At 70.5% G+C, this 21,342-nt stretch carries 18 protein-coding genes and 1 tRNA gene; 13 read left to right on the forward strand and 6 right to left on the reverse strand.

Features of this window, described 5'->3' with window-relative positions:
- Window positions 1–37: 37 nt before the first annotated feature.
- Window positions 38–2,275 carry an Orn/Lys/Arg decarboxylase N-terminal domain-containing protein gene (locus SMD20_RS35640; protein WP_329589726.1) on the reverse strand — a complete coding sequence of 746 codons (2,238 nt, stop codon included), beginning with the start codon at window positions 2,273–2,275 and terminating at the stop codon, window positions 38–40.
- A gap of 165 nt (window positions 2,276–2,440) precedes the next feature.
- Between SMD20_RS35640 and SMD20_RS35645 the strand changes: the two genes are divergently transcribed.
- The gene (locus tag SMD20_RS35645; protein WP_329589728.1) at window positions 2,441–4,249 is read left to right on the forward strand and encodes an ABC-F family ATP-binding cassette domain-containing protein; all 1,809 of its coding nucleotides are present in this window, start codon (window positions 2,441–2,443) and stop codon (window positions 4,247–4,249) included.
- Between the two features lie 168 nt (window positions 4,250–4,417).
- Here the strand turns inward: SMD20_RS35645 and SMD20_RS35650 are convergent, their stop codons facing one another.
- Window positions 4,418–4,924 (reverse strand): MarR family winged helix-turn-helix transcriptional regulator, encoded by a 507-nt coding sequence (locus SMD20_RS35650; protein WP_329589730.1) that lies wholly within the window; start codon window positions 4,922–4,924, stop codon window positions 4,418–4,420.
- 55 nt (window positions 4,925–4,979) lie between these two features.
- Here SMD20_RS35650 and SMD20_RS35655 point away from each other — a divergent pair, with 55 nt between their 5' ends.
- Genes SMD20_RS35655 through SMD20_RS35665 form a run of 3 tightly spaced genes read left to right on the forward strand, consistent with a single transcriptional unit; the run spans window position 4,980 to window position 7,628 of the window.
- The gene (locus tag SMD20_RS35655) at window positions 4,980–5,750 is read left to right on the forward strand and encodes a trans-aconitate 2-methyltransferase (RefSeq protein ID WP_329589732.1); all 771 of its coding nucleotides are present in this window, start codon (window positions 4,980–4,982) and stop codon (window positions 5,748–5,750) included.
- Window positions 5,747–6,094 carry a glyoxalase gene (locus SMD20_RS35660; RefSeq protein WP_329589733.1) on the forward strand — a complete coding sequence of 116 codons (348 nt, stop codon included), beginning with the start codon at window positions 5,747–5,749 and terminating at the stop codon, window positions 6,092–6,094. Before SMD20_RS35655 ends, SMD20_RS35660 begins: the two co-directional genes overlap by 4 nt.
- Window positions 6,095–6,146: 52 nt before the next feature.
- A complete protein-coding gene (locus SMD20_RS35665) occupies window positions 6,147–7,628 on the forward strand; it encodes a CYTH and CHAD domain-containing protein (protein WP_329589735.1) in 1,482 nt (493 codons plus the stop codon).
- Here the strand turns inward: SMD20_RS35665 and SMD20_RS35670 are convergent.
- From SMD20_RS35670 to SMD20_RS35685, 4 genes are all read right to left on the reverse strand, one after another.
- Window positions 7,603–8,460: an NUDIX hydrolase gene (locus SMD20_RS35670; protein ID WP_329589737.1), complete on the reverse strand. Its 858-nt coding sequence runs from the start codon at window positions 8,458–8,460 to the stop codon at window positions 7,603–7,605. The two genes, SMD20_RS35665 and SMD20_RS35670, sit on opposite strands and share 26 nt — an antisense overlap.
- Window positions 8,447–10,510, reverse strand: a complete 2,064-nt coding sequence (locus SMD20_RS35675) for an RNA degradosome polyphosphate kinase (protein WP_329589739.1) — start codon at window positions 10,508–10,510, stop codon at window positions 8,447–8,449. The genes SMD20_RS35670 and SMD20_RS35675 overlap by 14 nt, the downstream gene beginning before the upstream one ends.
- Before the next feature lie 118 nt (window positions 10,511–10,628).
- Window positions 10,629–11,501 (reverse strand): TetR/AcrR family transcriptional regulator, encoded by an 873-nt coding sequence (locus SMD20_RS35680; RefSeq protein WP_329589741.1) that lies wholly within the window; start codon window positions 11,499–11,501, stop codon window positions 10,629–10,631.
- Window positions 11,502–11,580: 79 nt separating this feature from the next.
- Window positions 11,581–12,519 carry an acyl-CoA desaturase gene (locus SMD20_RS35685; RefSeq protein WP_329589743.1) on the reverse strand — a complete coding sequence of 313 codons (939 nt, stop codon included), beginning with the start codon at window positions 12,517–12,519 and terminating at the stop codon, window positions 11,581–11,583.
- Between the two features lie 267 nt (window positions 12,520–12,786).
- Between SMD20_RS35685 and SMD20_RS35690 the strand changes: the two genes are divergently transcribed.
- The 9 genes from SMD20_RS35690 (at window position 12,787) to cysN (ending at window position 21,319) form a co-directional block, all read left to right on the forward strand.
- Window positions 12,787–12,858 (forward strand) — tRNA-Gln (locus SMD20_RS35690).
- A 135-nt stretch (window positions 12,859–12,993) separates the two neighbouring features.
- Complete coding sequence (gene glmU / locus SMD20_RS35695; RefSeq protein WP_329589745.1) at window positions 12,994–14,445, forward strand: bifunctional UDP-N-acetylglucosamine diphosphorylase/glucosamine-1-phosphate N-acetyltransferase GlmU; 1,452 nt, start codon at window positions 12,994–12,996, stop codon at window positions 14,443–14,445.
- Window positions 14,442–15,419, forward strand: a complete 978-nt coding sequence (locus SMD20_RS35700) for a ribose-phosphate diphosphokinase (protein ID WP_329589748.1) — start codon at window positions 14,442–14,444, stop codon at window positions 15,417–15,419. Before glmU ends, SMD20_RS35700 begins: the two co-directional genes overlap by 4 nt.
- Window positions 15,420–15,522: 103 nt before the next feature.
- Window positions 15,523–16,155: a 50S ribosomal protein L25/general stress protein Ctc gene (locus SMD20_RS35705; protein WP_329589749.1), complete on the forward strand. Its 633-nt coding sequence runs from the start codon at window positions 15,523–15,525 to the stop codon at window positions 16,153–16,155.
- A gap of 65 nt (window positions 16,156–16,220) precedes the next feature.
- Window positions 16,221–16,805, forward strand: coding sequence for an aminoacyl-tRNA hydrolase (pth, locus tag SMD20_RS35710; protein ID WP_329589751.1), 585 nt, complete (start codon window positions 16,221–16,223; stop codon window positions 16,803–16,805).
- A gap of 116 nt (window positions 16,806–16,921) precedes the next feature.
- Complete coding sequence (locus SMD20_RS35715; protein WP_329589753.1) at window positions 16,922–18,358, forward strand: sugar transferase; 1,437 nt, start codon at window positions 16,922–16,924, stop codon at window positions 18,356–18,358.
- A complete protein-coding gene (locus SMD20_RS35720) occupies window positions 18,358–19,122 on the forward strand; it encodes a 3'(2'),5'-bisphosphate nucleotidase CysQ (RefSeq protein ID WP_329589755.1) in 765 nt (254 codons plus the stop codon). The genes SMD20_RS35715 and SMD20_RS35720 overlap by 1 nt, the downstream gene beginning before the upstream one ends.
- A gap of 19 nt (window positions 19,123–19,141) precedes the next feature.
- Window positions 19,142–20,056 (forward strand): sulfate adenylyltransferase subunit CysD, encoded by a 915-nt coding sequence (gene cysD / locus SMD20_RS35725; protein ID WP_329589757.1) that lies wholly within the window; start codon window positions 19,142–19,144, stop codon window positions 20,054–20,056.
- Window positions 20,057–21,319 (forward strand): sulfate adenylyltransferase subunit CysN, encoded by a 1,263-nt coding sequence (gene cysN / locus SMD20_RS35730; RefSeq protein ID WP_329589758.1) that lies wholly within the window; start codon window positions 20,057–20,059, stop codon window positions 21,317–21,319.
- Window positions 21,320–21,342: the final 23 nt, after the last annotated feature.

The following is a 21,342-nucleotide window of genomic DNA, read 5'->3' on the forward strand; positions in this document are numbered from 1 at the left end:
GTCGCAGCCGCCGACAGGGATGGCCGGGAGCGCGTGGTCAGTTCTTGAGGACCTCCACCCAGTAGCGGCCGTCGGTGTCACGGTGGGCGCCGTGGATGTCGGTGGCCAGGTCGGGGAAGGCCCGGTCGAAGTCCTCCAGGACGCGCAGGTAGGTCATCAGCGGCCCGTCGGCGGGGCCGGTCGCCTCGCCGGGCATCAGCATGGGGATGCCGGGTGGCGTGACGACGACCGTGGCCGCGGCGACCCGGCCCGGCAGGCGGCTCAGCGGGACGCGTTCGGTGCGGGCTCGGATCATGGCCTGGTAGCAGTCGGCGGGCGTGACCACGGGCTCCGGCAGGAAGGTGAAGACCTGGTCGAGAAGCTTGCCGACCCCGGAGTCGCGCAGCTTCTCGTGGACCAGGGTGCAGAGCTTCTGCAGCGAGATCGCGGGCGGGCCGAAACCGGGCAGCACCTCCGCCAGGGGCAGGTCGGCGTCGTAGGCGTTCTTGAAGTCGGTGAGGGCGTCGATCAGGGTGCCCCACTTGCCCTTGGTGATCCCCATCGAGAACAGCACCAGCAGCGTGTGGTCGCCGGTCTTCTCCACCACGATGCCGCGCCGCTGCAGGTAGGCGGCCACGACGCGGGCCGGAATGCCCCAGTCGAGCGTGCCGGTGGCGGCGTCGGCGCCCGGACAGGTGATCGTCACCTTGACCGGGTCGAGCAGGCAGTAGCCCTCGGACAGGCCGTCGAACCCGTGCCAGCCGGCGCCCGCCTCCAGGGTCCAGCATCGGGGTTCGGAGCACAGCAGCGCCGGGTCGGCGTCGGCGAACGGGACGGTCCTGCCGGTGCGCGGGTCGGTGACGGCGGGAGGCTGCCATACGCCGAAGAACCAGGCGGGCCGTGTACCGTCCTCGCGGATGCGGGCGGCCAGGCGCGTCATCGCCTGCCGGAACCGGACGGCCTCGACGATCGCCTCCCCGGTGAGGAACGGCCCCGACGGGCCGTCCATCATCGCCGCCGCGACGTCCAGGGAGGCGATCATCGGGTAGAGCGGCGACGTGGAGGCGTGCATGAGGTAGGTCTCGTTGAAGGCGTCGTAGTCGACCGGCGCCCGCTCAGAGGGGCGGACGTGCAGCATCGCGGCCTGCGACAGCGCCGCCAGCAGTTTGTGCGTCGACTGGGTGGCGAACACGGTGGGGCGGCCCGGGCCGGGCAGCGTGTGCTGGTCGACGGCCATGCCGTAGCGGCCGGCGTAGAGCGGGTTGAACCGGGCGTAGGCGAACCACGCCTCGTCGAAGTGCAACCGCGGCACGCTGGCGCCCAGCAGCTCGCCGACCCGCACCGCCTCGTAGCACACCCCGTCGTACGTCGAGTTGGTGATCACGGCGTAGGTCGGGTCGCCGGCGGCGAGAGGGTGGGCGGCCACCCGGGCCCGGATCGCGGCCGCCTCCAGGGCGGCGGGCGGGATCGGCCCGGCCAGTCCGAGCCCGTTGCGCTCGGGCACCAGGTAGACCGGGCGGGCGCCGCTGATGGCCAGCGCGTGCTGGACCGACTTGTGGCAGTTGCGGTCCACGAGGACGGTGTCGTCGCGGGCGATGGCGTGGTGGCCGACGATGCGGTTGGCCGTGGAGTTGCCGTTGACCACGAAGAACGTCCGGTCGGCGCCGAAGACGCGGGCGGCGTTGCGTTCGGCCTCGCCGATGGGGCCGGTGTGGTCGAGCGGCGACCCCAGCTCGGTGACCGAGATGGACAGGTCGGTACGCAGCAGCCGCTCGCCGTAGAAGTCGAAGAACGCCCGGCCCACAGGCGATTTGAGGAACGCCACGCCGCCGGCGTGCGCCGGGGTGTGCCAGGAGTAACGATGGTGGTCCTGCAGACGGCGCAGGGCGCCGAAGAAGGGCGGGAGGATTTTCTCGGCGTACTGGTCGGCGGCGTGGGCGATGCGCCCGGCGATGAACTGCGGGGTGTCCTCCAGCGGGTAGACGTAGCCCTGGATGACCTCGTAGACCCACAGCGGGAGCTCCTGCTCCTGCGTCATCAGGAAGACGGGCAGCCCGCGGAACCGTTTGGCGACCGCGCCCAGCAGCTCTTCGGCTCCCGGCGCGTCCCACGACACCAGCACCGCCGTGAGCGACGCGTCCGAGCCGACCACCGCCAGGGCGTCGTGGGCCCGGTGGGTCCAGCGCACATGGAGCCCGAGCTCGTCCATCGCGGCGCAGACGCGGCGGATCTGCTCGGCGAGTGCCGAATCGGCGTCGGGACGTTCGGTGACGGCGGCCAGAACCGTTCGCTCCATGCGGCACTCCGTGGTCGGGGAGAAGGGGAAAGGGGAAAGGCCGGGGAGGGTCACACCGGCCACTCATCATGGTAACGCTCGGCAGTCGTAAGGCAACTTTCAGTAATGAGGCGGGCGGAGGAGACGGCGAGGAGCTGGGCGGGGAGCCGATACCCTGGGTAGGTCATGAATCTGGTCAATCTTGAGTCGGTCTCCCACGCCTACGGGCCCAAGCCGCTCCTCAGTGACGTCTCCCTGGGCATCGAGGCCGGGGAGCGCATCGGCGTCGTCGGACGCAACGGAGGCGGCAAGACGACCCTGATGTCGGTGATCGCGGGGGAGGTGCGGCCCGACAGCGGACGGGTCACGCACACCCGCAACCTCCGGATCGGGTTCCTGTCGCAGCACGACGCGCTCGACCCGGCCGCCACCATCGGTGAGATCGTGCTGGGCGGGCTGGCCGAGCACGAGTGGGCGGGCGACCAGGCGATCCGCGAGATCCTCGCCAACCTGATCGGCGACCTCGACCTCGGCTCCAGGGCCGCGAACCTGTCGGGTGGCGAGCGCAGGCGCACCGCGCTGGCCAAGCTGCTCATCGACGACCACGACCTGATCATGCTGGACGAGCCCACCAACCACCTCGACATCGAGGCCATCGCCTGGCTCGCCGCGCACCTGTCGGGCCGCAAGAGCGCCCTGCTCGTGGTGACGCACGACCGGTGGTTCCTCGACGCGGTCTCCACCCGCACGTGGGAGGTCGTGGACGGGCGCGTCGAGCGCTACGAGGGCGGATACGCCGCCTACGTCCTCGCCAAGGCCGAGCGGGCGCGCATCGCCCAGGCCGCCGAGGAACGCCGCCAGAACCTCATGCGCAAGGAGATCGCCTGGCTGCGGCGCGGCCCTCCCGCCCGTACGTCCAAGCCGAAGTTCCGCATCGAGGCCGCCCAGGCCCTCATCGCGAACGAGCCTCCGGCGCGCGAGACCGTCGAGCTGATGCGTTTCGCCGCGGCCCGGCTCGGCAAGACGGTGTACGACCTGGAGGACGTCACCCTGCACGCCGGCGGCCCGGGGAACGGGCCGCTGGTGCTGGACCGGTGCACGTGGCAGTTCGGGCCCGGCGACCGCATCGGGCTGATCGGCGTCAACGGCTCCGGCAAGTCGTCGGTGCTGCGCCTGCTCGCCGACACGGTCAGGCCTGACTCGGGCCGCGTCGTCCGGGGCCGCACCGTACGCCTCGCGCACCTTTCGCAGGAGCTCACGGAGCTGGACCCGACGCGACGGGTGCTGGAGTCGGTCGAGGAGATACGCAAGTACCTCCAGCTCGGCAAGAAGGAGTGGTCGGCCTCCCAGCTGCTCGAACGCCTCGGCTTCAAGGGCGACGCGCAGTGGAAGGTGATCGGCGACCTGTCCGGCGGCGAGCGGCGGCGGCTGCAGCTTCTCAGGCTGCTCATGGACGACCCCAACGTCCTGCTGCTCGACGAGCCCACCAACGACCTCGACATCGAGACGCTCAACGAGCTGGAAGACCTGCTCGACGGCTGGCCCGGCACGCTCGTCCTGGTCAGCCACGACCGCTACTTCCTGGAGCGCGTCACCGACCGGTGCGTGGCGCTGCTGGGCGACGGGCGGCTGTCGCTGCTGCCCGGAGGCGTGGACGAATACCTCGAACGGCGGGCCACGGGCACCGCGGTGACCGCCCGGGTGGCGGGCGGCGGTGGCGCGGCGGCCTCCGCCTCGGCGTCGCAGGAGGGCGCCACGGCGACCGGCGAGCTGTCGGCCAAGGAGGAGCGTGAGCTGCGCAAGGAGCTCAGCCGCCTGGAACGCCAGCTCGACAAGCTGGCCGGGCAGGAGGAGCGGCTGCACGCGGCCATGGCGGAGGCGGCCAGCGACTACGCCCGGCTCGGCGCTCTGGACGGCGAGCTCCGGGAGATCACGGCGCAGAAGGACGCGATCGAGTCGGAGTGGCTCGAACTCGCCGACCGCCTCGGCGACTGACCGAGGGGCCGGCGTCAGGGGTCTGCCCAGGTCAGCGGGTGTCTCGGGTGAGGGGTACCGGGGGCACGGTCCGGGTAGGAGGCGGCTGGGACGCGGGAGGAACGTGCCCCCGGGGGTGAGGAGTACCCGGCGTGAGCAGGTGTCGAGCGAGGTGCCGGGTGGGCGGGATCAGCTGGGGGAGTCGAACGGGGCCAGCAGGGTGCGCAGCAGCGAGGCGAGCGTCCGCTGATCGGCCGCCCCCAGCCCCGACAGCAGTTCGTGCTCCCGCCGCAGCAGGTCGGCGAAGGCCGCGTCCACGCGGGAGAGCCCCGTGTCCGTCAGGGACACGAGGACGCCGCGCCGGTCCTCGGGGTCGGGCCGGCGCCGTACGAGACCGGCCTGGGCGAGGCGGTCGATGCGGTTGGTCATGGTCCCAGAGGTGACCAGGGTGGCCCGGAGCAGGGTGCCGGGGCTCAGCTCGTACGGCTTGCCGGCCCGGCGCAGTGCGGTGAGCACGTCGAACTCCCACGGTTCGAGGTCGTGCTCGGCGAAGGCCGCCCGCCGCGCCCGATCGAGATGCTTGGCGAGGCGTGACACCCTGGAGAGCACCTGGAGCGGCTCGACGTCGAGGTCGGGGCGTTCCGTCCGCCAAGCGGCGACGAGGCGATCGACCTCGTCCCTAGCTTCCTCCGTCATGACACAAGTGTACTGTCTTGACATCGAGATATCTCTCTCGATATCAATTATCTTCATGTCAAGAGATATCTGGGACCCGCTGACCTACGCGGTGTACGCCGACGAGCGTTCCCGGCCGTTCATCGAGCTCATCTCCAGGGTGGGGGCGGTCGATCCCGATTATGTCGTGGACGCCGGCTGCGGCAGTGGCGAACTCACCGCCGACCTGGCCACCCGCTGGCCGAGGGCGACCGTCGAGGGGTTCGACTCCTCGCCCGCCATGATCACCAAGGCGCGCGGCCTCGGCACGTCCGTACGGTTCGCCGTCGCCGACGCCGAGACCTGGCGGCCCGACCGGCCCGTGGACGTGATCGTCTCGAACGCCCTCCTCCAGTGGGTGCCCGACCACCGCTCGGTGCTCGAACACTGGATGGAGTCGCTGGCCGCGGGCGGCTGGCTGGCGTTCCAGGTGCCGGGCAACTACGACGCCCCGAGCCACGTCGCCATCCGGGAGCTCTGCGCCTCCCGCACCTGGTCGGACAAACTCGGCGGTTACCAGCGGCTCGCCGAGGTGGACGACGCCCTCGGCTACTGCGACCTGCTCTACCAGGGCGGCACGCAGGTGGACGCCTGGGAGACGACGTACGTGCACGTGCTGAAGGGCGAGAACCCCGTGCTGGACTGGGTGTCGGGCACGGCCCTGCGCCCCATACTCGACCGGCTGGACCACGGCGACCAGCGGCGTTTCAAGTCCGATCTCGGCGAGCTGCTGGCGCAGGCCTATCCGGCGAAGAGCTACGGCACGCCGTTCCCGTTCCGCCGCGTCTTCGTGGTGGCGCAGAAATGATCATCGGGCTGCACCACGTCCAGCTGGCCGTGCCGGCCGGCAGCGAGCCGCTGCTCAGGGAGTTCTACGCGGGGGTGCTCGGCCTGCGCGAGGTGCCCAAACCGCCGGAGCTGGCCGCCCGTGGCGGCGTCTGGTTCAGGGGCGAGGGCGTGGAGGTGCACCTGGGCGTCGAGCGGGACTTCAGGCCGGCGCGCAAGGCGCATCCCGCCTTCCTGGTGGACGACGTGGACGCCTTAGCCGCCGCGATCCCCGGGGCCGTGCCCGACGACCTCCTGCCGGGCTACCGCCGGGTCTACGTCACCGACCCGGTCGGGAACAGGATCGAGCTGCTGCAACCCCGGTGATGTTCACCTTACGGTGGCAGAATTGTCCGAAATCGGACTTTTGTGAGGTGCAGTGGGCATCGAGATCGAGGACAAGTTCGACGTTCCGCACGACTACGCGCTCCCCGACCTGGGCGACCTCGCGACCGGCGTCATCGGGCCGAAGAGTTATCAGCTCGTCGCGCTCTACTACGACACACCCGACCTGCGGCTGGCCGCCAGAGGCGTGACGCTCAGACGGCGAAGGGGCGGCGACGACGCCGGCTGGCATCTCAAGCTGCCCAAGGCCAAGGGCGTCCGGCAGGAGATCGCCGTACCGCTCACCCGGAGCACCAGGGCCGTCCCCCCGGAGCTGGCCGAGCTGGTCCGCGCCTACACCCGCGGCGCCGAGCTGGAGGTGGTCGCCGAGCTGGACACCCGCAGGAGCGTCACCGTCCTGCACGACGGCGGGACCAGGCTGCTGGAGGTCGCCGACGACCGCGTCAAGGCCACCGACCGCCGCGAGGGCGGCCGGGTCATGCGCTGGCGCGAGGTCGAGGCCGAGCTGATCGACGAGAGCCGGCGGGCGCTGCTGGCCAAGGTCGGCAAACGGCTGAGGAAGGCCGGCGCCGAGCCGTCCGGAGCCGCCAGCAAGCTCGCGAAAGTGCTCCAACCGGCCCCGCCGCCCCTGGCCCGCTGCGAGCCGGGCTCGGCGGGCGAGGTCGTGCTCGCCTACCTCGCGAGCCAGGTGGACGCCCTCCTCTCCCAGGACCCCCGGGTACGCCGCGCCGAGGACGACGCCGTCCACCAGATGCGCGTGGCCTCCCGGCGGCTGCGCAGCGCGCTGAAGGCGTTCAAGACCGTGGTGACCGGCACCGAACAGGTCCAGGACGAGCTGCGCTGGCTCGGCACCGTGCTCGGCGAGGCCCGCGACCTGGAGGTCATGAGGGCCAGGTTCGGCGAGCGGCTGGCCGGGCTGCCGTCCGGGCTGATCGTCGGCCCCGTCCGGGAGCGCCTCGGCGCCGACCTGCTCGCCCGCGAGCGGGACGCGTACGAGCGGATCAGGGACACCCTCAGCGGCGAGCGCTACTACGCGCTGCTGAACGCTCTCGACACGCTGCTCGCCGGCCCGAGCCTCGGCAAGGCCGCGCCCAAGCCCGCGAAGGAGCGGCTCGCCGCCATCGCCGCGGACAACTGGGGCCGGGTGGCCAAGGCGTACGACAGGGCCCAGGCCGTCGAGGACCCGGAGCGCCACGAGATCGCCATGCATGACGTGCGCAAGGCGGCCAAACGCGCCCGTTACACCGCAGAAGCGCTCAGGCCCACCCTCGGCAAGGACATGGCCAAGCTCGCCAAGCATGCCGAGGACATCCAGGAGCTGCTGGGGGTGCACCAGGACGGCGTGGTCGCGCAGGAGACGCTGACCGGCGAGGCGGAGCGCGCCCGGCTGGCGGGCGAGGACACCTTCACCTACGGGCTGCTCGTCGGGATCGAGCGCGACCTCGCCGCGCGGGCGCACGCCGACTTCCCCGGCGTGTGGGCGGAGACGGTCAAGGCGGTGGCGAAGCTGCTGTGACCCGGTGGCGCTCGACGCCGACGACCTGGTCGCCCACCCGGTGCAGCACCGCGAACGCGCCCTTGCGCAGGTTGATCTCCTTGCCGGTGAGGGCGTGCAGCAGCCCTGGCAGCACCTTGCCGTGGCTGCACACGACCGCCGGGACGGTGATCTCGCGCACCAGGACGGGCGTCTTGCGCGGGTCCTGGCCCTCCTCGCTGAGCAGCGGGTCCAGCACGATCTCGCCGCCGTACGGGTCCAGCGTCTGCACGCAGCGCGCGCTCGGCGAGCTCATCAGCAGCTCGGGCCGGTAGGCGGGCAGCGCGGTGGCCAGGGTGGCGGCCTGGGCCCGCCCGCCGGCGTCGAGCGGGCGGCGCTCGTCGTCGCCGTCCCACTCGGCGCGGGAGCCGGCCGTGGCGTGCCGGACGAGCACGAGGGGCACGGTCTCCAGCGGCGCGCCGGCCAGGCGGCGCACCAGCCCGGCGTCCCACCCGTACGTCAGCAGCGCCGCGGCCTGCTCCAGCGGCAGCCAGCGCACCTCGTCGACCTCCTCGCCGGGCGTGAAGCCGTCGTCGGCGACCATCCGCGCGGCCCAGTAGTCGACCCGCTTGAGCCGGCCGCGTACGAGGTAGTGGACGGGCGGCAGGGGGCGGCCGAGCATGACCGTGAGGCCGGTCTCCTCGCGCACCTCGCGCAGCGCGGCGGCGACGACGTGCTCGCCGGGTTCGAGCTTGCCCTTGGGGAGGGTCCAGTCGTCGTAGGCGGGGCGGTGGATGACGGCCACCTCGGGACGGCTCGCCGGCCCCCGCCAGACCACGGCTCCGGCGGCCCGGAGCAGGTCAGTCGTCGTCAACGGTCCTCCATCGCCGGGTGCTGATGAGGTGGGTCTGGAGGTCCTCACCGGGATGGCGGGTCCAGGAGCCGTCGGAGCCCAGCCACCACGTGCTCGTCGTCTCGGCCATGGCGAGGTCCATCAGCTCGACGAGGTACGCCTTGTGCTGCTGCGAGGTCACCTTGACCAGGGCCTCCACGCGGCGGTCGAGGTTGCGGCGCATGAGGTCGGCGCTGCCGATCCAGATCTCCGGCCGCCGCCCGAGGCCGAACTCGTAGACGCGGGAGTGCTCCAGGAACCGCCCCAGGACCGATCGGACGCGGATGTTCTCCGACAGGCCGGGGATTCCTGGACGGAGCGCGCAGATGCCGCGTACCCACAGGTCGACCGGCACGCCGGCCCGCGAGGCGCGGTAGAGGGCGTCGATGATCGGCTCGTCGACCAGCGAGTTGGTCTTGATCCGGACGCGGGCGGGCCGCCCGGCCTGCTGGTGGGCGATCTCCCGCTCGATCCTGGCCACCAGGCCGCTGCGCATCGAGTGGGGGGCGACGAGCAGGCGGCGGTAGGCGGAGTGGTTGGAGTAGCCGGTCAGGTGGATGAACAGGTCGGTGACGTCCTCGCCGACCAGCGGGTCCGCGGTGAGCAGGCCGAAGTCCTCGTACTGGCGGGCGGTCTTGGGGTTGTAGTTGCCGGTGCCGATGTGGCAGTAGCGGCGCAGCTCGCCCGAGGGCTCCTGGCGTACGACGAGGGCCAGCTTGCAGTGGGTCTTCAGCCCGACCACGCCGTAGACGACGTGGCAGCCGGCCCGCTCCAGCTTGCGCGCCCAGGAGATGTTGGCGTGCTCGTCGAACCTGGCCTTGATCTCCACGACCACCACGACCTGCTTGCCCGCCTCGGCCGCGTCGATGAGCGCGTCGACGATGGGGGACTCGCCGCTGGTGCGGTAGAGGGTCTGCTTGATCGCCAGGACGCGCGGGTCGGCGGCGGCCATCTCGATGAAGCGCTGGACGCTCGTGGCGAAGGAGTCGTACGGGTGGTGCAGCAGGACGTCGCGCTCGCGCAGCGTGGTGAAGATGTCGTCCTCGGCGCTGATGGCCTCGGCCGGCACGAACGGGCGGTAGCTGAGCTCGCCGCGCTCCAGGTCGGCGATGGCGTGCAGGCCCGACAGGTCGAGCGGCCCCGGCAGCCGGTAGATCTCGTGCGGGGCCAGCTCCAGCTCCTCCACGAGCGGGGCGAGCACCTCCGGCGTGATCGTCTCCTCGACCTCCAGCCGCACCGGCGGGCCGAAGCGCCGCTTGAGCAGCTCCTTCTCCAGTGCCTGCATGAGGTTCTCGGTGACGTCCTCGTCGACGTCGAGGTCCTCGTTCCTGGTGACGCGGAAGACGTGGTGCTGGAGGATCTCCATGCCCTTGAAGAGCTGGCCCAGGTGGGCCGCGATGACGTCCTCCAGCGGGACGAAACGGTCCTTCGACGCCAGGATGAACCGGGGGAGCTGCGAGGGCACCTTGACCCGGGCGAAGACCGTGTGGTCGGTGGCCGGGTTGCGGACCAGGACGGCCAGGTTGAGGCTGAGGCCCGAGATGTACGGGAACGGGTGCGCGGGGTCCACCGCCAGCGGCGTCAGCACCGGCCGGATGCGCTCCCTGAACAGCTTGCGCAGCTCGGTGCGCTCCTCGCGGTCGAGGTCGTCCCAGCGGACGATCTCGATGCCCTCGCCGGCGAGCTGGGGGCAGATCTTGTCGTGGAAGAGGGCGGCGTGCCGCCGGGCCAGCGCGTCGGCGACGGCGGCGAGGCGGACCAGCTCTTCACGTGGTTTGAGCCCGCTCTTGGTCCGCAGCAGCAGTCCGGTGGCCATCCGCCGTTTCAGCCCGGCGATCCGGACCCGGAAGAACTCGTCCAGGTTGCTGGCGAAGATGGCGAGGAAGCGCACCCGCTCCAGCAAGGGGAGAGTGGAGTCCTCGGCCAGTTCGAGCACGCGCTCATTGAACTGGAGCCAGCTCTCCTCCCGGTTGAGGAAGCGCTCCTGCGGCAGCGGCAGATCCTTGGCAGGAGACACCGGTTCGGCGGACATATCGCGTATATTGCCCCGTTTGGTTGAACATCACGTTAACGGCACCGCAACGCTCGTTTTCGCTGATCAGCGCCCTCTTCCTCCTATGGTCACGCAGGCCGCCGTTCTGTTCAACCCGTCACTCGGACTGATCCACCTGTTCGAGGCGCGCGGCCCGCTCGGCGAGCTTGGCCTCCCGCTGGCGGATCTTGTCCTCGCGCTCGCGCGCCTTCTCCGCCTCCTTGAGCAGCCGCTCGCGCTCCTTCAGCTCGCGCACCCGGGCCTTCTCGGCCTCCTTGAGCTCGCGCTGGCGGACCTTCTCGGCCTCCTTCAGCTCGCGCTCGCGGGCCTTCTCCAGCTCGCGCAGCTCCTTCTCGCTGCTCGGGCGGGGCTTCGGCGGGGCGGTGGCGCGCGCCTGGGTGACGGCGCTGATGGCCGGGTGGGGGTTGAGCCCCCTCAGACCGTTCCAGGCCAGGTTGACGAGGTGGGCCGCGACCTCCTCGCGGCCCGGCTTGCGCACGTCCAGCCACCACTGCCCGGTCAGCGCGACCATGCCGACCAGCATCTGGGCGTACATGGGGGCGGACTTGGGGTCGTAGCCCCTGGCCGCGAACTCGTCGGCGAGCACGTCCTCGACCTGGCTGGCGATCTCGCTGATCAGGCTCGCGAAGGTGCCGGTGCCCGAGGCGGCGTGCGAGTCGCGGACCAGGATGCGGAAGCCTTCGCTGCTCTCCTCGATGTACTGGAGGAGCGCGAGTGCGGCCCGTTCCACCTTGATCAGGGAGTGGGAGGCGGCCAGCGCCTCGGTGATCATCGTGAGCAGCTTCTGCATCTCGCGGTCGACGACCACCGCGTAGACGCCTTCCTTGCCGCCGAAGTGCTCGTACACCACGGGCTTGGACACCTGCGCGGTGGCCGCGATCTCCTCGATAGAGGTCCCGTCGAACCCCTTCTCCGCGAAGAGCGTGCGGCTGATGCGGATCAGCTGCTCTCGTCGCTCGCTACCGGACATGCGCCTGCGAGATCGGGGTTCGGTCACAGGTTCCATAATGACGGCCACGCTCCCGTGGCCGCTCATCGGATCTTTCTCGTCAGGCAACCCGCTTCGCCGCCAGGCGTTCGGGGGTCGGCCAGCGCACGTCGTGGACCCAGCCGAAGCGCTCGAAGATCCTGATGAGGCCGGCGCTCAGGTCGATCTGGCCCTTGAGCGCGCCGTGGCGGGCGCAGGTCGGGTCGGAGTGGTGCAGGTTGTGCCAGGACTCGCCGAAGGACGGGATGGCCAGCCACCACACGTTGCGGGACTTGTCGCGCACCTGGAAGTCCTCCTCGCCGAAGACGTGGCAGATGGAGTTGATGGACCAGGTCACGTGGTGCAGCAGGCCGATGCGGATCAGGGAGCCCCAGAAGAACGCGGTCATCGCGCCCTGCCAGGACCAGGTGAAGAGGCCGCCCAGCACCGCGGGCAGCAGGATCGAGGTGAGGGCGAGCGGGCCGAACCACTTGTGCAGCTTCATCACGTCCGGGTCCTTGCACAGGTCCGGGGCGTACTTCTCGCGGTTGGTGCGCTCGCTCTCGAACAGCCAGCCCATGTGGGCGTAGAGCAGGCCCTTGGCCATGTTCTTGAAGCCGGGGCCGAAGCGCCACGGCGAGTGCGGGTCGCCCTCCTTGTCGGAGAACTTGTGGTGCTTGCGGTGGGTGGCCACCCAGTCGAGCACGGACATCTCCAGCGACAGGCTGCCGGCGATGCCCAGGGCCATCTTCAGCGGCCGCTTGGCCTTGAACGAGCCGTGCGTGAAGTAGCGGTGCAGGCCGACGGTGACGCCGAGGCCGGAGACGATGTAGAAGACGAAGGCGATGACGATGTCCGTCCAGCCGAGACCCCATCCCCAGGCGAACGGTACGGCCGCGGCGACCGCGACGATGGGGAGCCCGACGACCAGGCCGAAGGTGACGAGTTCGGCGCGGGATTTCGGCTCGGGTTCGAAGTCCGGCTTGGGTGTGGGGGCGGAGCGTTCGGCAAGAACGGTCATGGGCGACCTCCAACAGCACGTATGGGGATGAATGTCCGGGCTACGCAACCGTAACCTACGCCATCGTAGGTTAGGAAGTCCTGTGTTGCGGATTGCGGAGATGTGACGCTCTTCCCCGTAAGGTGGGTGGGAATCATCGCTTGTGATGGTTGGCGCGTTCTGTTATAAGAAGCGACCCTGGTACCTGCGCGGATGGTCAATCCCGGCGCGGGACCGGGCCAGGGCTCGGTATCGTATGGATGTGTCGGACGCCACGTGTCCGATCTGTCCCGGATCGTCTAATCGGCAGGACAAGTGGTTTTGGTCCACTTTGTAGGGGTTCGAGTCCTCTTCCGGGAGCTTTGAGGCAAGACCCGGCGAGATTGTCCGGGGGTCGGGCAGGTATCCTCACGGTGTCGGGAGGGTAGCGGTGCGGTAGTCATAGAAGAGCCGTACCAATGGCCCTGATCGTCCAGTCACAGGGAGCCTCAGTCCGTGAGTGTGCCGCGCCCGGCAGCCGTGATCGTCCTCGCCGCCGGCGAGGGCACCCGGATGAAGAGCCAGACCCCGAAAGTCCTGCACGAGCTGTGCGGCCGCGCGTTGGTCGACCACATGCTCACCGCCGCCCGCGAGCTCGGTCCCGAGCGGCTCGTCGTCGTCATCGGCCACGCACTGGAGCAGGTCGGCGGCCACCTGGCGGCCAACAGCCCCGACGCGCGCGCCGTCGTCCAGCGTGAGCAGCGGGGCACCGGCCACGCGGTACGCACCGTGCTGGAGGAGCTGGGCACCATCCCCGGCACGGTCCTCGTCACCTACGGCGACGTGCCTCTCCTGCGCACCCAGACCCTCGCCGCGCTGCTCGAACGGCACGCCGCCGACGGCAACGCGGTCACCGTCCTGACCGCCGAGGTGCCCGACCCGACCGGCTACGGCCGGATCATCCGCGACGAGTCCGGGGCGGTCCTGGAGATCGTCGAGGAGAAGGACGCCACGCCCGGGCAGCGGGCGATCAAGGAAATGAACTCCGGCATCTACGCCTTCGACGGCGAGCTGCTCGCCGACGCCGTCAAGCGCGTGTCCACCGACAACGCCCAGGGCGAGGAATACCTCACCGACGTCCTCGCCATCCTGCGCGGTGACGGCCACCGGGTCGGCGCCCACGCCGCCGGCGACCACGTCGAGGTCGAGGGCGTCAATGACCGGGTGCAGCTCTCCGCCGCCCGCAAGGTGCTCAACCGGCGCCTGCTGGAAGACCACATGCGCGCCGGGGTCACCATCATCGACCCCGACAGCACCTGGATCGACGTCGGCGTGCGGATCGCGCCCGACGCCGTCATCCACCCCGGCACCCAGCTCCACGGCGAGACCGTCATCGAGGCCGGCGCCGAGGTTGGCCCCGCCACCACGCTCACCGGCACCCGCGTCGGCGAGCGGGCGGTCGTCCGCAACGCCGTCTGCGACCACGCCGACATCGGCCCCGAGGCCAGCGTCGGCCCCTACGCCTATCTGCGGCCCGGCACCGTGCTCAAGCACAAGGCCAAGGCCGGCACCTTCGTCGAGATGAAGAACGCCACCGTCGGCGAACGTTCCAAGGTGCCGCACCTCACCTACGCCGGCGACGCCACGATCGGCGACGACGCCAACATCGGCGCGTCCACCGTCTTCGTCAACTACGACGGGGTCAACAAGAGCCACACCACCGTGCGCGACGGCGCCTTCGTCGGCTGTGACACCATGCTCGTCGCCCCGGTGACCGTCGGCGACGGCGCCTACACCGCGGCGGGCTCGGTGATCATCGACGACGTTCCCCCCGGCGCCATGGGGGTGGCGCGAGCGCGTCAGCGCAACATTGAGAAATGGGTCTTGCGCAGGCGCGCGGGCACCAAGTCGGCCGCGGCCGCCGAGCGCGCGCTGGCGGAGCGAGAGCAGCAGGAGAATCAGCAGTGACCAGCATCAAATCGCCCGGCGAGAAGAACCTCATGCTCTTCTCCGGCCGGGCACACCCGGAGCTGGCCGAGGAGATCGCCCGGCACGTGGGCGTCTCCCTCACCCCCACCAAACTCATCGACTTCGCCAACGGCGAGATCTACGCCCGCTACCTCGAGTCGGTGCGCGGCTGCGACGCCTTCGTGATCCAGAGCCACACCGTCCCGATCAACCAGTGGATCATGGAGCAGCTGATCATGGTGGACGCGCTCAAGCGCGCCTCCGCCAAGCGCATCACCGTGGTCATGCCCTTCTACGGCTACGCCCGCCAGGACAAGAAGGGCCGCGGGCGCGAGCCGATCACCGCCCGTCTCATCGCCGACATGTTCAAGACCGCGGGCGCCGACCGGCTCATGTCGATCGACCTGCACACCTCGCAGATCCAGGGTTTCTTCGACGGCCCGGTCGACCACCTGTTCGCCATGCCGGTCCTGGAGAACTACCTCAAGAACAAGCTCGACCTGGACAACACCACCATCGTCTCGCCCGACACCGGCCGGGTGCGGCTGTCGGAGCGCTGGGCCGACACGCTCGGCACGCCGCTCGCGTTCATCCACAAGCGCCGCGACCTCGACGTGGCCAACCAGGTCAAGGTCAGCGAGGTCGTCGGCCGCGTACGCGGGCGCACCTGCGTGCTCATCGACGACATGATCGACACCGCGGGCACCATCTGCAAAGCGGCCGACGCCCTCTACGAGCAGGGCGCCACCAACGTGATCGTCGCGGCCACCCACGCGGTCTTCTCCGACCCCGCCGTCGACCGGCTGAAGAACTCCCGCATCAGCGAGGTCATCGTCACCAACACGCTGCCGTTGTCGCAGGCCGCCAGGTTCGACAAGCTGACGGTGCTGTCCATCGCCCCGCTGATCGCGAGGGCCATCACGGAGGTCTTCAAGGACGGCTCGGTCACGAGTCTGTTCGAGGGTGACACCTGAGCCTTATAGACTGAACCGGTTGCGCTCGTAACGCCTTCCGCTAGGGCGGGTGAGGGAGAGCGCCGACGACCGATCATTCCCCACCGCATCCCTAGGAGATGTCGTGTCCGAAGTACGTATCGCCGCCGAGCCCCGCACCACCTTCGGCAAGGGCGCGGCCCGCAAGATCCGCCGCTCCGACAAGGTGCCCGCCGTTCTCTACGGGCACGGCATCGAGCCCAAGCACCTCACCCTGCCGGGCCACGAGGTCCTGCTCGCGCTCCGCACGCCCAACGTGCTCATCCGGCTCAAGGGCGACGGCGTCGACGAGCTCGCGCTGCCCAAGGGCGTCCAGCGTGACCCGATCAAGGGCTTCGTCGAGCACGTCGACCTGCTGCTGGTCAAGCGCGGCGAGAAGGTGACCGTCGAGATCCCGGTCACCACCGTCGGCGACGTCAACAGCGAGGGCCTGCTCGACCTGCAGCTCACCGCCGTGCCGGTCGAGGCCGAGGCCACGAACATCCCGACCGGCGTCGAGGTCGACGTCGAGGGCCTGGAGGTCGGCGCCTCCGTCACCGCCGGCGAGCTCAAGCTGCCGGAGGGCGCCTCCCTCGCCACCGACGCCGAGACGGTCGTCGTCCAGGTCATCGCCAAGCCGACCGAGGCCGTCGAGGAGGCCGAGGGCGAGGCCGCCGAGGGCGAGACGGCCGAGGCCGCCGCCGAGGGCGAGGGCGCCGAGGCCACCGCCTCCGAGTAACGGTTTCCGTCGTGAACGGGGCGGCTTCCTGCGAGCCGCCCCGTTTCCGCGCGTAAGGGGTGCATATGGACCGCTGGCTGATCGCCGGCCTGGGCAACCCGGGGCCCGAATACGCGGGCAACCGGCACAACGCCGGCTTCATGGTGCTCGACGAGCTGGCCGCCCGGGCGGGCGGGCGGTTCAAGGCGCACAAGAGCCGGTCCGAGGTGTGCGAGACCCGCGCCGCCATCCTGGCCAAGCCGCTGACGTACATGAACCTGTCCGGCGGGCCGGTCAAGGCGCTGTCCGACTTCTACAAGATCGGCCCTGAGCGGCTGATCGTCGTCCACGACGAGCTGGACGTCCCCTACGGCGCGCTGCGCGCCAAGCTGGGCGGCGGCGACAACGGCCACAACGGCCTGAAGTCGATCACGAAGGTGCTCGGCACCCGCGACTACCTGCGCGTGCGGTTCGGCATCGGGCGTCCGCCCGGCCGGATGGACCCCGCCGCCTTCGTGCTGAAGGACTTCGCCACCGCCGAGCGCAAGGACCTCCCCTTCCTGGTGGACCGGGCGGCCGACGTCGTGGAGTCGCTCATGGCCCACGGCCTGGAGGTTACCCAGAACGAGTTCCATCGGGCTGATCTGAACATTTCCGGCCCTCCTCGCTGATCCCCGCAAAGGGTCGTTCGCCGGTCCGCCGCACTCCAGGCCGCTACCATCTGTGACTGTCCGTTGCAGAATGGTCACCCGGAGGAAGTGCGTTGCGCGGCCATGATGAGAGCCTCATGACCGTCGGCTCCGGTCACGTCGTCTCGCGGCGGGGCGGCCCGCGCGAGCCGGGCTGGGTGCACGCCTACCGGATCAAGGCCGTGGTCGCCGATCTGTGCGGCGCGGGCATCGGGGCCGGGGTGGCCTTCGGGGTACGGTTCGGCGGGTTCACGCCCTATGTGTTGCCGTACGTGCTGGTGAGCCTGGCGCTGCCGGTCGTCTGGACGCTCGCGGTGGCGCTGCACCGGGCGTACGAGCCGCGCATGGTCGGCGTCGGCTCCGAGGAGTTCCGCCGCGTCCTGCAGTCCGGCCTGACCCTCACCGCCGGCACCGCCATCGGCTCCTACGCGACCAAGACCGACGTCGCCCGCGGCTACGTGGTGCTCGCGCTGCCCCTGGTCACCCTGTTCTCCCTCGTCTTCAGGTACGCCCTGCGCCGCGGCCTGCACCGCTGCCGCGCGAGCGGCGGCTGCATGCGCAAGGTGGTCGCCGTCGGGCACGCCGCGTCGGTAGCCGAGCTGGTCGCGCTGTTCCGCGCCGAGTCCTACCACGGCCTCCACGTGGTGGCCGCCTGCCTGCCCGAGGGCGTGCCGGGCGAGCTGGTGGCCGAGGTGCCGGTCGCCGGCGACCTCAGCGACGTGCCGATCGCGGTCGACCAGTACGACGCCGACACCGTGGCCGTGCTGGCCTGCCCCGAGATGGACGGCGAGGCGCTGCGCAGGCTGGCCTGGCGGCTGGAGCGCACCCGCACCGAGCTGGTCGTCGCCCCCGCGCTCATGGACGTCGCCGGGCCGCGCACCACGATCCGCCCGGCCGCCGGGCTGCCCCTGCTGCACGTCGAGCATCCCGAGCTGGCGGGGCTGCGGCAACTGCTCAAGAACGTCTTCGACCGCCTGGTGGCCGCGGCCCTGCTGGTGCTGCTGGCCCCGCTGATGGCCGGTCTCGCCATCGCGGTCCGGGCCACCAGCCCGGGTCCCGCGCTGTTCCGGCAGACCCGGGTGGGCCGCGGCGGGCGGCTGTTCACGATCCTGAAGTTCCGCACCATGCGGCGGGGGGCCGAGCAGCAGAAGATCACGCTGGTGAGCGACCGCGAGGGGCTGCTGTTCAAGGTCCGCAACGACCCGCGGGTGACGCCGTTCGGCGTCCGCATGCGCCGCCACTCGCTCGACGAGCTGCCGCAGCTCATCAACGTCGTGCTCGGTCACATGTCGCTCGTCGGGCCGCGCCCTCCGCTGCCCGAGGAGGTGGCGCGTTATGGTGACGACGTGCGACGGCGGCTACTCGTCAGGCCCGGTCTGACGGGGCTGTGGCAAGTAAGTGGTAGATCTGACCTATCGTGGGAGGAATCGGTCCGGCTGGACCTGCGTTACGTGGAGAACTGGTCCCTCACCCTGGACCTGCAGATCCTGTGGAAAACCTGGTCGGCCGTCGCCCGCGGGCAAGGAGCATATTGATGACGATTCGCGACGACCACGCCGTCGCCGCCGACCTGGCGAACGAAGCGGGCGAGAGACTGCTGCAGGTTCGCCGGCGTGTTGGCTTCGACGACGCGGCCGCGCTGAAGGCCGAGGGCGACCGGAGCTCCCACGTCTTCCTCATGGAGGCGCTGGCCCGGCTGCGGCCGAGCGACAGCGTGCTGTCGGAGGAGGCCACCCGCGAGGAGCGGCTCGACCCGCGCCGCCTGTCCGCCGAGCGGGTGTGGATCGTCGACCCGCTCGACGGCACCCGCGAGTTCGCGGAGGAGGGGCGCGCCGACTGGGCCGTGCACGTGGCGCTCTGGGAGCGCGGCCGGCTCGCGGCGGGCGCCGTGGCGCTGCCCGCGCAGGGCCGTACGCTCACCACCGCCGAGCCGCCCAAGCTGCCGGCGTCCGGCGGCGGGCGCTTCCGCATCGCGGTCAGCCGCACCCGCCCGCCGGAGTTCGTCCAGAAGCTCGCCTACCTCGTCGGCGCCGACCTGGTGCCGATCGGCTCGGCCGGGGCCAAGATCTCCGCCGTGCTGACCGGCGAGGTGGAGGCGTACGTGCACGCCGGCGGCCAGTACGAATGGGACTCCGCCGCGCCCGTCGCCGTGGCGCAGGCCGCCGGCGCCCACGCGAGCCGCGTGGACGGCGCCGCGCTGGCCTACAACCAAGCCGACCCCTCACTACCAGATATTCTGGTTTCCCTACCGGAGCTGGCGGCATCCCTGCTCGCCGGGATTCGGGACCTGCACCGCTAAACCGCCGGAGGAAGCTCCCATGCTGCAGCGCGACTACACAACGTCGCAGCTCGACGTGCTCGAAGCCGAAGCGATCCACATCATGCGCGAGGTGGCGGCCGAGTTCGAGCGCCCCTGTCTGCTCTTCTCCGGCGGCAAGGACTCCATCGTCATGCTCCGCATCGCGGAGAAGGCGTTCTGGCCCGCGGCCATCCCGTTCCCGCTCATGCACGTCGACACGGGCCACAACTTCGACGAGGTCATCGACTTCCGCGACCGCCGCTCCGGCGAGCTCGGCGCGCGGCTCATCGTGGCCAGCGTCCAGGACTCGATCGACCAGGGCAGGGTCGTGGAGGACACCGGGCGGCGCGCCTCGCGCAACCGCCTGCAGACCACCACGCTGCTCGACGCGATCGAGGAGCACGAGTTCGACGCGGTCTTCGGCGGCGCCCGGCGCGACGAGGAGAAGGCCCGCGCCAAGGAGCGGGTGTTCTCCTTCCGCGACGACTTCGGCCAGTGGGACCCGAAGAACCAGCGCCCCGAGCTGTGGAACCTCTACAACGCGCGCATCCGCAAGGGCGAGCACATCCGCGTCTTCCCGCTGTCCAACTGGACCGAGCTGGACGTCTGGGACTACATCCGGCGCGAGGGCATCGAGATCCCCTCCATCTACTTCGCCCATACGCGCAAGGTGTTCGAGCGCGACGGCATGCTGCTGCCCGACTCCGAGGTGGTCCAGCGCGGTGACGACGAGCCGCTGTTCGAGGCGGTGGTGCGCTACCGCACCGTGGGCGACATGACCTGCACCGGGGCCGTGCAGTCCCAGGCCGCCACGGTCGAGGAGATCATCGAGGAGATCGCGGCGACCCGGATCACCGAGCGCGGGGCCACCAGGGCCGACGACCGCGCGTCCGAGGCCGCCATGGAGGACCGCAAGCGAGAGGGCTACTTCTAAATGGACATTCTGCGCTTTGCCACGGCGGGAAGCGTCGACGATGGCAAGTCCACCCTCATCGGACGCCTGCTGTTCGACTCCAAGGCGATCTTCGAGGACCAGCTCGAAGCCGTCGAGCGCACCTCCCGCGACCGGGGCACCGAATACACCGACCTGTCGCTGCTCACCGACGGCCTGCGCGCCGAGCGGGAGCAGGGCATCACCATCGACGTCGCCTACCGCTACTTCGCCACGCCGCGCCGCAAGTTCATCATCGCCGACACCCCCGGCCACATCCAGTACACCCGCAACATGGTCACCGGCGCCTCGACGGCCGACCTGGCGATCATCCTCATCGACGCCCGCAAGGGCGTGCTGGAGCAGTCGCGGCGGCACGCGTTCCTGACCTCGCTGCTGCGGGTGCCGCACCTGGTGCTGGCGGTCAACAAGATGGACCTCGTGGACTACGCGCAGGAGCGCTTCGAGGAGATCAGGGAGGAGTTCACGGCGTTCGCCTCCAAGCTCAACGTCTCCGACCTGACCTTCATCCCGATCTCCGCGCTCAACGGCGACAACGTCGTCTCGCGCAGCGAGAACATGCCCTGGTATCTCGGCACCTCGCTGCTGCACCACCTGGAGAACGTGCACATCGCCTCCGACCGCAACCTGACCGACGTGCGCTTCCCCGTCCAATACGTCATCCGCCCCCAGCGGGCCACCGACCACGCCTTCCACGACTACCGGGGCTACGCCGGGCAGGTCGCGGGCGGCGTGCTCAAGCCCGGCGACGAGGTCGTGCACCTGCCCTCCGGGCTGAGCACCCGCATCGCCTCCATCGACACCTTCGACGGTCCGGTGGAGGAGGCGTTCCCGCCCATGTCGGTGACGCTGCGCTTCGAGGACGACCTCGACATCTCGCGCGGCGACATGATCGCCCGGCCCAACAACCAGCCGGCCGCCGCGCAGGAGCTGGAGGCGATGGTCTGCTGGATGGCCGACGGCGTCAAGCTGACCCCGCGGTCCAAGCTGACGATCAAGCACACCACCCGTACGGCGCGGGCGCTCGTCCGCGACCTGCACTACCGGCTCGACGTCAACACCCTGCACCGCGACGAGGAGGCCACCTCGCTCGGCCTCAACGAGATCGGCCGGGTGTCGCTGCGGGTCACGCAGCCGCTGTTCGTCGACGACTACGCGCGCAACCGGCTCACCGGCGGCTTCATCCTCATCGACGAGGCCACCAACGGCACGGTCGGCGCGGGGATGGTGCTGGACGCGCGCTGAAGGTAGATCTTTCTGGCGTTCCG

The sequence above is a fragment of the Nonomuraea sp. LP-02 genome (genome assembly GCF_036289125.1).
In the GTDB taxonomy this organism is placed as follows: domain Bacteria; phylum Actinomycetota; class Actinomycetes; order Streptosporangiales; family Streptosporangiaceae; genus Nonomuraea; species Nonomuraea bangladeshensis.

Bases quoted from the DNA above. Each gene is read 5' to 3' on its own strand.
- pth (WP_329589751.1), top strand. From the start codon at position 16,221: ATGGACCGCTGGCTGATCGCCGGCCTGGGCAACCCGGGGCCCGAATAC.
- SMD20_RS35650 (WP_329589730.1), bottom strand. From the start codon at position 4,924: ATGACGGAGGAAGCTAGGGACGAGGTCGATCGCCTCGTCGCCGCTTGG.
- SMD20_RS35720 (WP_329589755.1), top strand. From the start codon at position 18,358: ATGACGATTCGCGACGACCACGCCGTCGCCGCCGACCTGGCGAACGAA.
- SMD20_RS35655 (WP_329589732.1), top strand. From the start codon at position 4,980: ATGTCAAGAGATATCTGGGACCCGCTGACCTACGCGGTGTACGCCGAC.
- SMD20_RS35645 (WP_329589728.1), top strand. From the start codon at position 2,441: ATGAATCTGGTCAATCTTGAGTCGGTCTCCCACGCCTACGGGCCCAAG.
- SMD20_RS35685 (WP_329589743.1), bottom strand. From the start codon at position 12,519: ATGACCGTTCTTGCCGAACGCTCCGCCCCCACACCCAAGCCGGACTTC.
- SMD20_RS35675 (WP_329589739.1), bottom strand. From the start codon at position 10,510: ATGTCCGCCGAACCGGTGTCTCCTGCCAAGGATCTGCCGCTGCCGCAG.
- cysN (WP_329589758.1), top strand. From the start codon at position 20,057: ATGGACATTCTGCGCTTTGCCACGGCGGGAAGCGTCGACGATGGCAAG.
- cysD (WP_329589757.1), top strand. From the start codon at position 19,142: ATGCTGCAGCGCGACTACACAACGTCGCAGCTCGACGTGCTCGAAGCC.
- SMD20_RS35660 (WP_329589733.1), top strand. From the start codon at position 5,747: ATGATCATCGGGCTGCACCACGTCCAGCTGGCCGTGCCGGCCGGCAGC.
- SMD20_RS35715 (WP_329589753.1), top strand. From the start codon at position 16,922: ATGACCGTCGGCTCCGGTCACGTCGTCTCGCGGCGGGGCGGCCCGCGC.
- SMD20_RS35680 (WP_329589741.1), bottom strand. From the start codon at position 11,501: ATGTCCGGTAGCGAGCGACGAGAGCAGCTGATCCGCATCAGCCGCACG.
- SMD20_RS35640 (WP_329589726.1), bottom strand. From the start codon at position 2,275: ATGGAGCGAACGGTTCTGGCCGCCGTCACCGAACGTCCCGACGCCGAT.